Source organism: Psychrobacter sp. Marseille-P5312 (assembly GCF_900291405.1).
GTDB classification, from domain to species: Bacteria; Pseudomonadota; Gammaproteobacteria; order Pseudomonadales; family Moraxellaceae; genus Psychrobacter; species Psychrobacter celer.
This window is the reverse complement of the sequence record NZ_OLML01000001.1, coordinates 1448352-1461770: the sequence shown is the minus strand read 5'-3', so window position 1 is coordinate 1461770 and position 13419 is coordinate 1448352. Positions and strand designations below refer to the sequence as shown.

The following is a 13419-nucleotide window of genomic DNA, read 5'->3' as shown; positions in this document are numbered from 1 at the left end:
ATTATTTATAATGAATTTTTCTCACCCAAGTGCTTAGGTTATCTTATGTTAGAGCTTCGTCATCTCAATACATTGACAGCACTGCGCGCGCATGGCTCGCTGGCTGCGGCTGCCGATGAGTTGCATGTCACCGCCTCTGCCGTCTCGCATCAGTTAAAAGAGCTGGAAAACTATTATGATGTCAGCCTCGTCAATCGCCGCACGCGCCCGCTGAGCTTTACCCCAGCAGGTAAGATAGTGCTGGCACTGGCCGACAGCATCCTACCGCAAGTCGCCCGCACCAAATCCAACCTAAAGCGCCTTGCCCATGGGCAGGCTGGTCGCCTGCGCCTGGCCTCTGAGTGCCATAGCTGCTTTGATTGGCTGATGCCAATACTCAACCAGTATCGCCGCGAGTGGTCGGATGTGGAGCTGGACTTTGCCACTGGGTTTGAGCCGGAGCCACATCATTTACTAATGGAAAGTGATATTGATCTGCTTATTACCACCAGTGATTTGCCGATAGAGGGTATCAGCTATCAGCCGTTATTTGAGTATGAGAGCCGTTTGGTACTATCGCCCACGCATGACTTGGCGGCGCAAGACTTTATCGCGCCTCATGACTTAATCGATGAAACCTTGATCGCTTATCCGGTGGAAGCCAAACGCCTCGATATTATTGCTAATTTTATGACGCCAAGCGATGTGAGCTTCAAACATGTTCGTACCACAGAGCTGACAGCAATGCTGATACAGCTAGTCGCCAGTGAGCGCGGCGTTGCGGCTCTCCCCGATTGGGTGGTGGCAGAATACGAGAAAAAAGGCTGGGTGGTCTCCCGTCCGTTAGGCAATGGCGTGTATTGTCAGCTTTATGCAGCAACGCGCACGGCGAGCCAAGATATGGCTTATATGCAAGGGTTTGCAAGTTTGTTAGAAGGGCTTGTAAAGCCCATTTAATACTTCACTGCTTATTACATTTTTTGGTTATAAAATATCGTTCCCTTTCTTACATTAAGATAGGTGCTGGAGGAATGATGGTTCCCTAGTGAGGACTTGAATATCTAGCTTTAGGTTAATGAAATCAGGGGTTTAACTCGCTAAAATAGTCAGAGTGTACATACAATAAGCTTTCCGAGGATAAATATTAACTAAGAGCTTTCTGTATTCAGTCGTAGAGTTTAAAATCAATGCAATCTTATTTTTAGGGCGAGTCAATATGAATATCAAAAAATTATTTACTTTTGTTTTATTAAGTTCCTTTCTATCAGCTTGTGCTTCTAGTATGCCAATGAATAATAGTGTCGTTAATGCAAATGACAGGCCGAAATTAAGTAACTTTTTCTCTTACTACGATGAAAGTAACAATGTTCAGTTTGCTGCTTTGATATCGGGAAAATTTATCTTCAAAGACAACTGTTTATTTTTGGCGGACGGTGAGAGCATTACTACGCCTGTATTTAATACAGACGATGTGAAATTTAACGCTGAAAAAAGAGAAATTTACTTGAACGGAGAGGTAATATCTTTAGATAAAGATTTAATGTTGGGAGGAGGGTTTATAGATAGTAAATACCTTCCAAAGCTAGATTCAAGAGCTAGTGATAGTTGCTTAACTGATAGGGTCGCTATCTTGTATTCTGTAGTTGAAGATACTCCAGAGCTGAAGAAACGATGGTTAATACCATAGTATATTCCCAACGAAACCAGTTATTTCACCCTTTAAACTCATTAATAGACCATTTAAAACAGACTGTTAATATGGAACCACTGATAACAGACTCTTAAACGATTAATATCTATCAACGCCTATAAAACTAGCTTAAAGAAATAAAAGCCAAACGCGGTTGCTAATAATGTTAGTCCAACGTGCAAGCCGATGAGCGCTAAGCCTGCCAGCAGTCGCCCGTCATGGATAAAGCCAAATACCTCTGCACTGAAAGTACTAAAGGTAGTCAACCCACCCAAAAACCCAGTAATCACAAACACACGAACGTTATCAGATAGACCACTTCCCATGCGCTCAAACCACACCAGTGCCAGTCCTATCAGCAGTCCACCCAAGATATTAGCGCCGAGCGTGCCAAGTGGTATCCAGTTGTGTAACGCATTAAAGCGCGACAACCACGCACGCACGCAAACACGCGCCAAGTGCTGCTCCCAGACCAATAGCAAGCCACTGCATAGACTGTCCTTAATTCAAATAGGTTTGGTGGACCAAATGCTCATTTATACGGCTGGCAATTCTGTCATCGGCCAACGTGGAATACAGCTAACAGCCAAATCATCTGACTGCCCAGCTTGCAAGCGCTCAAACCCTGCATAAGCAATCATCGCGCCATTATCCGTACACAGCGCGGGCGGTGCATAGTGGACCGTCGCATTGATCTTAGCCAGCTCTGCCTCTAGCATCTCGCGCAGGTGCGTATTGGCGCTAACACCGCCCGCGATTACTAAGCGACTCATGCCTGCTTGTTTAAGCGCTTTGACGCATTTTTTTACTAGCGTATCGACCATCGCGTGTTGGAAGCTTGCGGCAATATCGGCGCGTACTTGTGGGTCACTGTCAGAGCCAGCAGTGTCTTTGATAAGATTATGCACTGCCGTTTTCATACCGCTAAAAGAAAAATCCAGTCCACGATGCAGCATCGGACGCGGCAAATCATAAGCACTGGGATCGCCATTTTCGGCTAATTGAGCGATATTAGGGCCACCAGGATACGGCAGGCCGAGCATTTTGGCCGCTTTATCAAAGCACTCACCCGCGGCATCGTCGATCGACTCACCTAGGATTTCATATTGTCCGATACCCTGTGCGGCGATCAGCTGCGTGTGCCCGCCAGATACCAGTAGCGAGACAAATGGAAACGCTGGCGGATTGGCACCCATTAACGGTGCAAGTAAGTGACCTTCCATATGATGAACCCCAATCGCAGGGATATCCAAGCCGTATGCCAAGCTACGACCAAACAGCGCGCCCGTCATCAGCGCACCGATAAGGCCTGGGCCTTTGGTATAAGCGACGGCATCAATGTCGTTTTTACTCATATCACACTGCGCTAGCAGCTCATCGAGTAGCGGTACGAGCTTACGAATATGATCGCGGCTCGCCAGCTCGGGCACCACGCCGCCATAAAGGGCGTGCAACTCTATCTGTGAATACAGTACTTGCCCGACCAGACCTTGATTGTCACCATCCCTCTGCTCACTGTCAAAGATCGCCAGCCCCGTCTCATCACAAGACGTCTCTAAACCCAATACCTTCATATTTTTGCCTTTATCATACCTTGGTCTGCGTGTTGGTTTTGACCACGCTTTTATCTGCGACTCTCTATCTAAGCACTTGCACAAAAAAAACCGCCATTGTCTGTCACAATGACGGTCAGTTTAGCAAATTTCAATGGCTCATATCGCCTAAATCAGCTCACGGCAGCTACCATATAATCGACCGCTGCATAGACCTCCGCTTCGCTTACTTTGTCAGTCGCCTGCGCGGGCATCTTGTTAAAGCCCTGCGCTGAGTGCATATGTAGCGTCTCTATACCCTTAGCAAGACGCGGCGCCCACGCTGCTTTATCACCGTATTTTGGTGCATCGAGCAGACCTGCTTCATGGCAGACTTTACAGTTGGACTCGTATAGCTTCGCCCCTGCATCAGCTGCCAACACTTCAGGCTCATCTGGGGTTGGTGGCTCGACTGCTTCGGCCGGTTCAGCTGTCGTCGTTGCTGGCGCTTCTGCCGGCACGGCTGGCTCAGACGTCTGCGGTTCAGACGCTTCAGGCGCGGCGGCAGGTGCCTCCTCTACTACCGTGCTCGTTTCGGCAGACGCGTCAGCGGGCGGCTCGGCAGTATTATTATCACTACAAGCGCTTAGCATTAACAATGCACTGATGCTGATGGCCGATACGGTCAATGTATTTATACGCTGTGGTTTGTTCATCATGATCACACCTCTATTTGCTATTGTATGTCGATGGCTGCCGACGACAGCGCATACACTGATAGACCATCAAGAGAGCGTTATTCGTTGGTCGCAGGCTCAGCATCGGCGTCTGCTTCCGCATCACTAGCTGGCATGTCAGCTGCGCTATCGGTAGCAGCGGCCTCAGTGGTGCCAGCATCTGTCGTCTCTTGGGTGTCTGTGCTTTCAGCCTCGGTACTTTCGGCATCAGTGCTTTCTGTCGCCATCGGCGCTGTCTCTGGGAAATCCATCTGTTCAGCGGCAGGAGCGTTGCTACGTGCAAGCTCAGAGGCCTCATCGACACGGTCTTTGGCCAACACTTGATGCGACTCGCCTTCTTTGTCGCCACTACACGCGCTGATACCAAAGCCTAAAGCGACGACAAATGCAGTGCTTAGCGCCGTACTTAGTACTGATTTTTTCATTGCAACATCCTCAATAAAGTGCACATAAAACGATTGATATGATGCAAATAATCATAGCATAAACTCTACCCAAACCGTTATAGACAGTAGGGTTTTTTCTTGATGGCCACACTTGCCAAAAGCAGCTCTACTGATGCATATAGTCTATCTCACCTTGTAGTGACCAATCAACACCTTATCAAACATCATTCGCTTTTGTTTGGTATTCATGACGCCGCTATACTGTACCAGTGGACAAAAAGGGCGCAACTTAATGATAATTATGAATTAATCAGCAAAAACCATTGACTTTATTGCTATTTTTTATTAGAATACTCGCCCTTGTGCTCTAGCACAAAATTGTCCTAGTTTGAGCTGATGCCGATAATCTTGAGATATTACGGCTAAATACTAATACACAGCCAAACTAATGCCCTTATATCTCATCCTAATCAAGGAGATTTCATGCCTGCAGTTAAGGTTAAAGAAAACGAACCAGTTGACATCGCTATCCGTCGTTTCAAACGTGCTTGTGAGAAAGCCGGCGTACTATCAGACGTACGTAAGCGTGAGTTTTATGAAAAACCAACGCAAGTACGCAAGCGCAAAAAAGCCGCTGCTGTAAAGCGTTATAAGAAAAAATTGCAACGCGAAACCATTCGTACCACTCGTATGTACTAATCACTTATTTGATTAGCTAAATACCAGCGCTACAGGAACGCCACTGCTATCGATTGATATCAGTGGCGTTTTTTGTGCTACAATTTTTATTATTATTACTGATATAGTCGATCCGATATAAGAACGGTACAGTGAGATGAAAAGTTGTTTTTCGCAGCATCTGTCGGCGTAGGCACAGCAAGCAAGAAAGCCAAATTTTCATTGAGCGGCTTGATAGCCATGTATCTGATTTATTTGGATTCAAACATATATTGTTATCAGCTCATACGGTATTCATAAACTATACTCATAAACCATACCCATAAAAAACACCAGCACAGGCCGTTTTTATGGCACGCTTTCCTAGTCTCTAATCCATAAGGATAATAACAATGAGCCAACTCAAACAAACACTATCAGACAGCATCAAAGCTTCTATGAAAGCGCGTGAACTTGAGCGCGTCAAGGTGCTACGCAACGTACAGTCAGTCGTCAAACAAATCGAAATCGACCGTCAGACCGAGCTAGACGATGCCGCCGTCTTAGAAGTACTGCAAAAGCAGCTAAAACAGCGCCAAGAGTCACTCGGTATCTTTACCGAAAATGGCCGTGATGATTTGGCAGCCAAAGAGCAGTTTGAGATCGATGTCATTAATGAGTTTATGCCCACCCAGATGGACGATGACGAGCTTGCCGCTTTGATCAATGCAGAGATTCAAGCGCAAGGCGCAACATCGATGCGCGATATGGGCAGTGTCATGAGCGTGCTAAAGAGCAAAACGGCAGGCCGCGCCGACCCTGCCACCATCTCAAAGCTGGTCAAAAACGCGCTACAAGGCTAAGCCCTGCAAATCTAGGTACTGTAAAGCTAGGCACTACAAATCTAAGTATAAATCTAAGTATAACGGTTTCGCGCGAGCAGCGGTATCTCAGTGAGCATTTACATCAGTAACCGCCCCAATCAATAACCGCCTAAGGCTCAAAGTCTTGGGCGGTTTTTACGTTTTTGATCTCAGCTTTGATATTGGCCAGTAGTGGGCGCGCGCTACCAGCTTGCGCAGTATTTTGGAGATTATCTGCCAGCTGCTTGGCTTGTGTCAACGAGGTAAGCGCGGCATCATAACGCCCACTCCACAGCTGGTCATGACTGCGATAGCGCAGCGCATTAATGGTGGCAATATTGGCCAGCTTTGGTGTGGTGGTGGTTTTGGCCAGTTTTTCGTTGGCCAATTGCAGGCTTTGCCACGCATAGCGGTCACTTGGCTGCTGCTGGGTCAAAGGCTTGAGTAATGCTTGCGCTTGGAGCGGCTGATTACTATTGGTCAGCGCCTCTGCCAAATAGAGTCGCAAATCACGGCGCTCAGGATAGAGACGCTGCTGACTGGCCAAAATATCCGCCGCTTTTGCCCAATTACCTTGCTCAGCTAACAACTGGCTATGAGTAATCGATAAAAGTGGCTCAAGCCCTTGACGCTGAGCTGCGGGCAGTTTGTTTAGCGCTGCAAGCATCTCATCGGCATCGTCAAAGCGCTGCTGCTCGCCATACCACTGCATCAATGCCAACTTGGCACCAACGCTGTTTTTGGCCGCTGTCGTCAGCACTGTTTCTGACGCATGCTTACCGGTACTCTGTACGCGCCAATAAAGCAGGTCAAACAGCGCTTGGTGGCGCTGCTGCTCGGCCAATGATAAAGGTGGATAGTGCTGGGCTCGGCTTTGCGATTCGCTCAAACGCTCGTTGCTTAGTGGATGCGAGCGCACAAAGCTTGGTAAAAATCGATTTTCAACTTGATTGAGCTGGCTTTGCTGATTCATGGTGGCAAAAAACCTTGGCATCGCCCTTGGATCATAACCCGCTTGGGTCATAATTTGCATGCCCACACGGTCGGCCTCGCGCTCGTTATTGCGGCTAAACGCCATGCTACTGTTCATCGTCGCAGTCTGGCTCCCCATCATCACGGCTGCGGCAGCATCTCCATCGACCGCCGACGCTGCAATGGCTGCCAGCATACCGCCTATCTGCATCAGTAGCGCTTTTTTGCGCTCGTCTGCCCCGCTCTCATAATGGCGCTGACTAATATGAGCAACTTCGTGAGCAACGACGCTTGCCAGCTCATCCATACTACTGGCGGCGAGTATCGTCCCCGTGTTGATACCGATGACGCCTCCTGGCGCGGCAAAAGCGTTGATACTTGGATTATCAATAATGACCAAGCCCATCGGTGCCTGCTGCCTTGCTTGTGCATTGAGCCGCCATGTCATATCTTTGACGGTCTCGTGTATCCACGGATCATGCTCCATCTTGATGCTTTTATTGATATTGCGTAGTGACCACTCACCGAGCAGCTTATTGTGATACTGCTCAGCAAAGCTCAGTCCTTGCCCGCGCAAGCTTGGCAAACTTAGCTCTTGGGTATCGATGGACTGCCACGAATCATAAGGCGCAGACGACGCTTGACGCAGATCACTGCCGGCGGCGTGACTACTCTTAGGGGTCACAGCGGTCATCGCCGATATGGTCAATATCGCCGCTGATAGGATAGATAAGGACAGCCTGTGAGCCACGCTGCGCCTGCGCTTATGGATAGAGACAGTATCAGGCATCAGCAAAGTCGGCGACGATGCTACTTCATAGGCGACTGTACGGCCTGTGAGCGATTGATGAAAATAAAACAAATGCGCATCCTATACAAATAAATCCCAACGTCGTTTTGACTATACGAGCTTGTTTGTGCAAAATCAATTGTCCCGCGTCTGTGACTACCAATCACCACGCAGACCGTGACGATTGTGCAACATGACTGTGCAATCGTTATATCATTATCGTTATCATTTTAACGAACCGAACATGACGTTGACTATATTCAACTGCAATCGCCCCTGCGCTATTTGTTATAATTACAAACCATCACCCCTCTCTTAAGTTAAAACCCTCGCATATGATAAGGTTTGTTTATGTCTGCCGATAGTCAGCCCATCACCCGCCCCGCCTCTGACGTTATTTACTTCGCGGCGGATTTGTCTGCAACTGAGCAACAGCAAAGCTGCGAGCTGCTACGCTTGCTGGGTGACGCAGTACTCATCAGTGATACGCCGCTGGACATGACACCGCCGCGCCTGACAATAAAAAAACTGGTCGACGGCCGCGGGCTGGCCTGCCCGATGCCTTTATTAAAGACCAAAGTGGCTCTGCGTGAGGTGGCAGCAGGCGAGTCGCTATACGTGGTGGCGACTGATCCCAACTCACAGGCAGATATTGCCGCGTTTTGTCGCCAAAGCCAGCAAACGGACAGCGCAGTACCCTTGTCTTTAAGTGTCCATGAAGTGACCCATCAACCTGCCAATGATGATAAATCTGTCGCGCATTTCGATACAATATATCACTTCATCATTACCAAAACCGATAGCAACTAACGGTGGCTATCCTTTACAATTACAACTATAAAGATTTTTATCTGACTATTTGCTTAACTATTTAACCAAGGTCAAGAATATGGCTAATACTTCTAATCATGCTGCAAAAACGAGTAAAAAAGACGAGGCAGCGCCGATAAAAAATGAAGCACGCGATGCGGCGCTAAAAGCCGCTGCCGAGCGGCCACCCTACGACGCCAGCACCCTTGGCGACACCAGCACTCGTGACTTGGTGCCTGCGATGCCGACCCACTTGTCCGCGCCAGGCGTCAACTTGGGTGCCTATATCAATACCGTTCATCAAATCCCCATCTTGACACCGACCCAAGAGCAGGAGCTGGCTCATCGCTACTATGACGAAGGCGATGTAGAAGCGGCGCGCTTATTGGTCATGTCACATCTGCGTTTTGTGATACATATCGCGCGTAGCTATTCAGGCTACGGCCTGCCGCAGGCGGACCTGATTCAAGAAGGTAACTTGGGGCTGATGAAGGCGGTCAAACGCTTTGATCCTAATAAAGGCGTGCGTTTGGTATCCTTTGCCGTTCATTGGATCAAGGCGGAGATTCATGAGTTTGTGATTCGTAACTGGCGTATCGTCAAAGTCGCCACCACCAAGGCGCACCGTAAGCTGTTTTTTAATTTACGCAGCTTGAAGAAAACCAATAATCAGCTGACGCTAGAAGAAGCGGATGCCATTGCCAAGGACTTAAACGTCACGCGTAAGCAAGTGCTAGAGATGGAATCGCGTCTGACCTCTTACGACGCCTCATTTGAAGCGCAATCTAGCGATGATGACGATGGCCGCTATGCGCCGCAGTTGTTTTTAGAAGATGGCATCGATCCCGCCGAGCAGCTCGAAGAAGAAGACTGGGAAGAAAACAACTCCTCAGCACTGCTTGCCGCGATGGGCACATTGGATGATCGCTCACGTGACATCGTCGAGCAGCGCTGGCTTTCTGAGCAAAAATCCACCTTGCATGAGCTAGCAGCAGTCTACTCTATCTCAGCGGAGCGCGTACGCCAGATCGAAAAAAACGCCATGGACAAGATTCGCGATGCCATGACCATCGATAGCGTTATCTTACCTGATGACATTCAATAGACCATACAGAGTACATGGCAGCAAATAGTACAGAGCAGTAGATAGTGCAGAGCATGATGCAGTACATAATACGAGTTTTACTATGGTAAATTGGATAGGAATTGCGGCGATTAATATGGCCATTACCGTGGCTCTAGGGGCGTTTGGCGCGCATGGTCTAAAAAACCTCGTCAGCCTGCAGCAGTTAGAGTGGTGGCATACCGCAACGCTGTATTTATTTGTCCATGCGCTCGGCCTGCTGATCGTCGGCGTATTGATACGTCTAAAGTACGCCGCGCAAGCCCCCGCATGGCTGCTACAAATCGGTATTATCATATTTGCTGGTAGCCTCTATGCGATGACGCTGGGCGCGCCGCGCTGGTTTGGTGCTATCACGCCTATCGGCGGCGTGCTGATGATAGTAGGCTGGCTATGGCTGGCGATATCCGCATTTGCCATCAAGCCGGTAGCCGCAAAATAGCTTTTCAGGGCTGATAGCCATGATAAAAAAATGATAAAGAGTAAGGCGGCTGATAGTATGACCCATATGTCAACGCCGATAAAAGGAATAAGACTGCGTTAGGGAGCATCTGTTATGAGTACTATTAGTGTCAATGGTAAACATCTACAAACCACACACCAGACGGTGCAGCTGGTCCTCAATGAGCTTGGCTTGAGTAAAGGTCGCTATGCAGTAGAAGTCGACGGCGAGCTGATACCAAAAAGCGAGCTTGCTGGCATGCGTGTCAAAGAAGGCATGAGCATCGAAGTGGTACAAGCCGTCGGCGGTGGCTAGGTCTCAACGACCGTATTGCCATATACTGCCGTTACGTATCGTCAGTTCGACATAAAGTCGCTATGCTGATAATAAACGGCTCTGATTAAATAGTTCTGATATAGCAACCGGCTCTGATATAGTAAATGGCATAAAAGAAAAGACCTTAGCTCATAAGTGCTAAGGTCTTTTCTTTTATGCCGTTTATTTGTTTATAAGAAATTAAGGCCTAATAAGATAATGACATTATAATAGTAGTTGTGTTGTCCTACGCCCTATTAGACCTTAATAGGATCATACCGCTGGCGCTATCTCGGCTGGCGTTACATCTTGATAACGTCCATCACGCCCTGCCCCTTGCGTTTTCTTACGCTCTTGACGGGTTTTGTACTTACGGACTTGTCTATCGAGCTTGTCTGCCATGTCGTTGATGGCTTTGTACATATCATCTTCACACGCTTGGACAAACATCTCTTGACCCGCCACTCGCATAATGGCTTCGGCCTTATGGCTCTTCATGCCGCCGTCACTGGCGCCGCTATTATCGAGCGATAATATCACTTTAATACTCTGTATCTGATCAAAATGTCGCTCTACTTTTTCTAGCTTTTCGCGAACTGCCTTGTCCATGGCTTCGGTAACACTGATATGATGACCACTGATAGAAACATTCATATTATTGTCCTTTTGTTTATAACTCACAATCAACAGATGACATAGCCGTCCTGCCTGTATCACCCTGCCTTACCAACAACTCATTAATCAAATCTAAGACCCTTGTTAGCTATGTCTCTGAGAGATAGACCGTTAGCCACCAGTATCTTTAGCAAAAAATCAACGTATCCTTATATCGTCTCTTTGGTTGCTAATGAATATAAATACCGTCAAGGTAAATACATTCTATAAATACGTACTGAGGTTAGACACTTAGATTTTTAGATACTTAGATTTTGTACTTGGGTTTCGTTGTTGGTATGACTCTAATTTGTCATGAAAGCGGCGTAGTAGCAAGCCATTAAATTGTAATTAAATGTAATAAAAACTGTTGTTTCTATCAGTTTTCTATATAATCAAAAAATTTTATTTTTTATAACTAGATATAGAGTACGGCAACACAGTAGCATGGTCTCTGGCTGATATTGACGCAAAAAAATAACGCCGCTCATATCGTGATATTGGTGGCGCTATTTTAGTTTTTGAGCATATAAAATAAAATGAGCTGAAGACATATCTATTCGAAGATAAGCGCTTGAATATGAGTGCTTGATGATAAAAAGATGCGTTAGTATTTTTGTTTACGCTGGGTGGATGAGCCGATATTCATCGCTTCACGGTATTTGGCCACCGTACGCCGAGCGATATCGATACCATCAGCCAATAGCGTCTCTTTGATACGGCTGTCTGATAAGGGCTTTTTGGGGTCTTCATCAGCAATCAGCTGTTTTATCATGGCGCTGATAGCGGTCGATGAGATATCACCATCTGCGCTACTGACATGCGAAGAAAAAAAGTGCTTGAGCGAAAATAAGCCCTGCGGTGTCAAAATAGTTTTGCTGGTGGTCAAGCGTGAGACCGTCGATTCGTGCAGCCCGACCTCATCGGCAATGACTTTGAGAACCAATGGCTGCATGGCGGTGGCACCCTGCTGCAAAAACGCTTGTTGATGATGCACGATGCTGGTCGCGACTTTTAGTAGGTTTTGGTTGCGCTCTTCGATACTCCTGATAAACAATCTGGCATCGGTGAGGTTGTCACGCAGATACTGATTATCAGGGCTATCATCACCGCGCTTGACCAAACTGGCGTACTCTTGATTGACCCGTAGCTTGGGCAGCGTCTCAGGGTTTAGGCGTACTTGCCAGCCGGCCTCCTGCGCGTCAGGCAAACCCGTAGGGCGACGAATGGGTGTGACCAGCACATCGGGTATGTCGTAGCTATCTGGCGACTGAGCATGGTCAGGCTGGTTCTTTTGAAAGACGACGCCTGGTAACGGGGTCAATGTGCGCAGTAACGTCAAGGCAGGCATGATGTCCTCAGGGGTCAGCCCTGTGTACTCGGTCAATGCCTTGATATTATTGCTGACCAGATACTCACTGGCAGATAAAAGCGCGTGAGCTTCTTTTAGATATGCGGTACTAGGATCGAGCCTTGCGAGCTGCAGGGCAAGGCATTCGCTTAAATCACGAGCGCCAACGCCAAGTGGATCGCAAGACTGGACAATACGAAGCACGGCCAATATCTCATCGCGCTCGACCCGCTCCTCCCACTGATAAAAGCTGGCCATGGTATCCAAGCTCTGTAACAGCTCATCGATATCGAGCCGAACAAACCCCATCTCATCCATCGAGTCTATCAAATATTCAGCGATCAAAGTATCGGTGTCTGATAAACGCTTAAAGTTTAATTGCCAACGCACATGGTCTTGAATGGTGGCAGAGGTACCCCCTTGATAGCTATCAAAGTCCTCATTCGCGTGCTGTGCGATGCTGGTCGTCGAACTGCTCGCGGCGGATGCATAGTTATCGGTACTATAGTTATCGGTATGATAGTCAGTGACATTGTCATCATCATTGTAGGCCGCTGCGTCGAAGTCCGTTAGATTATCATCACTTGCAGGATCGCCGTTTGTCTCCAGACCGACTATCGCCAAACGGTCAATGTCTATGTCTACGCCACTATCTGCCCCATACTCGTCCGTCTCTTTTGTGGTGCTACTAAACGCATCGGTGGCCGTCGTCTGATTCCAGTCATCAAGCGTCAAGCTATGCTCAGCTGTCTCCATACTATCGTTCACGCTGCTGTCAGAGCTCTCACCGTCGCCATATTCTTCATCGTCCTCGATGCGTTCGAGCAGAGGATTGCTATCGAGCTTGGCCTGAACTTCTTGCGCCAGCTCAAGACTAGAGAGCTGCAGCAACTTAATGGCTTGCTGCATCTGCGGGGTCAGCTTTTGTGAGGTGCTCAGCGTGGTTGCCAATCCGAACGACATACTCATGGGTGGCTTATTACACTCCGACGATGGTGATAGTCAATAAACAACTGGCTAAGATCATGATTTAGCCCTAACAGGACACGACGATAGCATTTTTTGTTGCAATTTTGCTACGATAATTTATGCCTAGCCCAGATACGCTTATTTTACTA

At 47.8% G+C, this 13419-nt stretch carries 15 protein-coding genes; 8 read left to right on the top strand and 7 right to left on the bottom strand.

The genetic code is table 11. The features are described from left to right. Nucleotides 1-45 precede the first annotated feature (45 nt). Entirely contained in the window at nt 46-936 is an 891-nt protein-coding gene (locus tag C6W44_RS06375) for a LysR family transcriptional regulator (RefSeq protein ID WP_105244696.1), read from the top strand. Between the two features lie 259 nt (nt 937-1195). Further along, on the top strand, nt 1196-1666 hold the full coding sequence (locus tag C6W44_RS06370; protein ID WP_058025636.1) for a hypothetical protein: 471 nt from the start codon (nt 1196-1198) through the stop codon (nt 1664-1666). 119 nt (nt 1667-1785) lie between these two features. On the opposite strand, the gene C6W44_RS06365 is transcribed toward C6W44_RS06370, so the two are convergent. The 4 genes from C6W44_RS06365 to C6W44_RS06350 all read right to left on the bottom strand — a co-directional run bounded on the left by C6W44_RS06365 (nt 1786) and on the right by C6W44_RS06350 (nt 4363). Beyond that, nucleotides 1786-2127: a CrcB family protein gene (locus tag C6W44_RS06365; protein ID WP_264755611.1), complete on the bottom strand. Its 342-nt coding sequence runs from the start codon at nt 2125-2127 to the stop codon at nt 1786-1788. A gap of 78 nt (nt 2128-2205) precedes the next feature. Further along, nucleotides 2206-3243 carry a tRNA (adenosine(37)-N6)-threonylcarbamoyltransferase complex transferase subunit TsaD gene (gene tsaD / locus C6W44_RS06360; protein WP_105244695.1) on the bottom strand — a complete coding sequence of 346 codons (1038 nt, stop codon included), beginning with the start codon at nt 3241-3243 and terminating at the stop codon, nt 2206-2208. Between the two features lie 152 nt (nt 3244-3395). Then, a complete protein-coding gene (locus tag C6W44_RS06355) occupies nt 3396-3920 on the bottom strand; it encodes a c-type cytochrome (protein ID WP_105244694.1) in 525 nt (174 codons plus the stop codon). Between the two features lie 77 nt (nt 3921-3997). Further along, complete coding sequence (locus tag C6W44_RS06350) at nt 3998-4363, bottom strand: hypothetical protein (RefSeq protein ID WP_105244693.1); 366 nt, start codon at nt 4361-4363, stop codon at nt 3998-4000. A gap of 444 nt (nt 4364-4807) precedes the next feature. Between C6W44_RS06350 and rpsU the strand changes: the two genes are divergently transcribed. Together rpsU and C6W44_RS06335 are read left to right on the top strand one after the other, a co-directional pair. Further along, nucleotides 4808-5023 (top strand): 30S ribosomal protein S21, encoded by a 216-nt coding sequence (rpsU, locus tag C6W44_RS06340; protein WP_010195908.1) that lies wholly within the window; start codon nt 4808-4810, stop codon nt 5021-5023. Between the two features lie 371 nt (nt 5024-5394). Next, nucleotides 5395-5844 carry a GatB/YqeY domain-containing protein gene (locus C6W44_RS06335; RefSeq protein WP_105244691.1) on the top strand — a complete coding sequence of 150 codons (450 nt, stop codon included), beginning with the start codon at nt 5395-5397 and terminating at the stop codon, nt 5842-5844. Nucleotides 5845-5974: 130 nt separating this feature from the next. Here the strand turns inward: C6W44_RS06335 and C6W44_RS06330 are convergent, their stop codons facing one another. Next, nucleotides 5975-7678: a M48 family metalloprotease gene (locus C6W44_RS06330; protein WP_227526371.1), complete on the bottom strand. Its 1704-nt coding sequence runs from the start codon at nt 7676-7678 to the stop codon at nt 5975-5977. Nucleotides 7679-7957: 279 nt separating this feature from the next. On the opposite strand from C6W44_RS06330, the gene C6W44_RS06325 reads away from it, so the two are divergent. The 4 genes from C6W44_RS06325 to thiS all read left to right on the top strand — a co-directional run bounded on the left by C6W44_RS06325 (nt 7958) and on the right by thiS (nt 10296). Further along, complete coding sequence (locus C6W44_RS06325) at nt 7958-8416, top strand: sulfurtransferase TusA family protein (protein ID WP_105244690.1); 459 nt, start codon at nt 7958-7960, stop codon at nt 8414-8416. 241 nt (nt 8417-8657) lie between these two features. Continuing rightward, entirely contained in the window at nt 8658-9521 is an 864-nt protein-coding gene (gene rpoH, locus C6W44_RS06320) for an RNA polymerase sigma factor RpoH (protein ID WP_198335748.1), read from the top strand. A gap of 82 nt (nt 9522-9603) precedes the next feature. Then, the gene (locus tag C6W44_RS06315) at nt 9604-9981 is read left to right on the top strand and encodes a DUF423 domain-containing protein (RefSeq protein WP_105244688.1); all 378 of its coding nucleotides are present in this window, start codon (nt 9604-9606) and stop codon (nt 9979-9981) included. Between the two features lie 114 nt (nt 9982-10095). Then, a complete protein-coding gene (gene thiS, locus C6W44_RS06310) occupies nt 10096-10296 on the top strand; it encodes a sulfur carrier protein ThiS (RefSeq protein ID WP_105244687.1) in 201 nt (66 codons plus the stop codon). A gap of 273 nt (nt 10297-10569) precedes the next feature. Here thiS and hpf read toward each other — a convergent pair whose 3' ends face one another. Both hpf and rpoN read right to left on the bottom strand, forming a co-directional pair. Then, nucleotides 10570-10950 (bottom strand): ribosome hibernation-promoting factor, HPF/YfiA family, encoded by a 381-nt coding sequence (hpf, locus tag C6W44_RS06305; RefSeq protein WP_105244686.1) that lies wholly within the window; start codon nt 10948-10950, stop codon nt 10570-10572. Between the two features lie 607 nt (nt 10951-11557). After that, nucleotides 11558-13270 carry an RNA polymerase factor sigma-54 gene (rpoN, locus tag C6W44_RS06300; RefSeq protein WP_105244685.1) on the bottom strand — a complete coding sequence of 571 codons (1713 nt, stop codon included), beginning with the start codon at nt 13268-13270 and terminating at the stop codon, nt 11558-11560. Nucleotides 13271-13419: the final 149 nt, after the last annotated feature.

Bases quoted from the DNA above. Each gene is read 5' to 3' on its own strand.
- rpsU (WP_010195908.1), top strand. From the start codon at position 4,808: ATGCCTGCAGTTAAGGTTAAAGAAAACGAACCAGTTGACATCGCTATC.
- C6W44_RS06335 (WP_105244691.1), top strand. From the start codon at position 5,395: ATGAGCCAACTCAAACAAACACTATCAGACAGCATCAAAGCTTCTATG.
- tsaD (WP_105244695.1), bottom strand. From the start codon at position 3,243: ATGAAGGTATTGGGTTTAGAGACGTCTTGTGATGAGACGGGGCTGGCG.
- C6W44_RS06325 (WP_105244690.1), top strand. From the start codon at position 7,958: ATGTCTGCCGATAGTCAGCCCATCACCCGCCCCGCCTCTGACGTTATT.
- hpf (WP_105244686.1), bottom strand. From the start codon at position 10,950: ATGAATGTTTCTATCAGTGGTCATCATATCAGTGTTACCGAAGCCATG.
- rpoN (WP_105244685.1), bottom strand. From the start codon at position 13,270: ATGAGTATGTCGTTCGGATTGGCAACCACGCTGAGCACCTCACAAAAG.
- C6W44_RS06315 (WP_105244688.1), top strand. From the start codon at position 9,604: ATGGTAAATTGGATAGGAATTGCGGCGATTAATATGGCCATTACCGTG.
- C6W44_RS06350 (WP_105244693.1), bottom strand. From the start codon at position 4,363: ATGAAAAAATCAGTACTAAGTACGGCGCTAAGCACTGCATTTGTCGTC.
- C6W44_RS06370 (WP_058025636.1), top strand. From the start codon at position 1,196: ATGAATATCAAAAAATTATTTACTTTTGTTTTATTAAGTTCCTTTCTA.
- C6W44_RS06375 (WP_105244696.1), top strand. From the start codon at position 46: ATGTTAGAGCTTCGTCATCTCAATACATTGACAGCACTGCGCGCGCAT.
- thiS (WP_105244687.1), top strand. From the start codon at position 10,096: ATGAGTACTATTAGTGTCAATGGTAAACATCTACAAACCACACACCAG.
- rpoH (WP_198335748.1), top strand. From the start codon at position 8,658: ATGCCGACCCACTTGTCCGCGCCAGGCGTCAACTTGGGTGCCTATATC.
- C6W44_RS06355 (WP_105244694.1), bottom strand. From the start codon at position 3,920: ATGATGAACAAACCACAGCGTATAAATACATTGACCGTATCGGCCATC.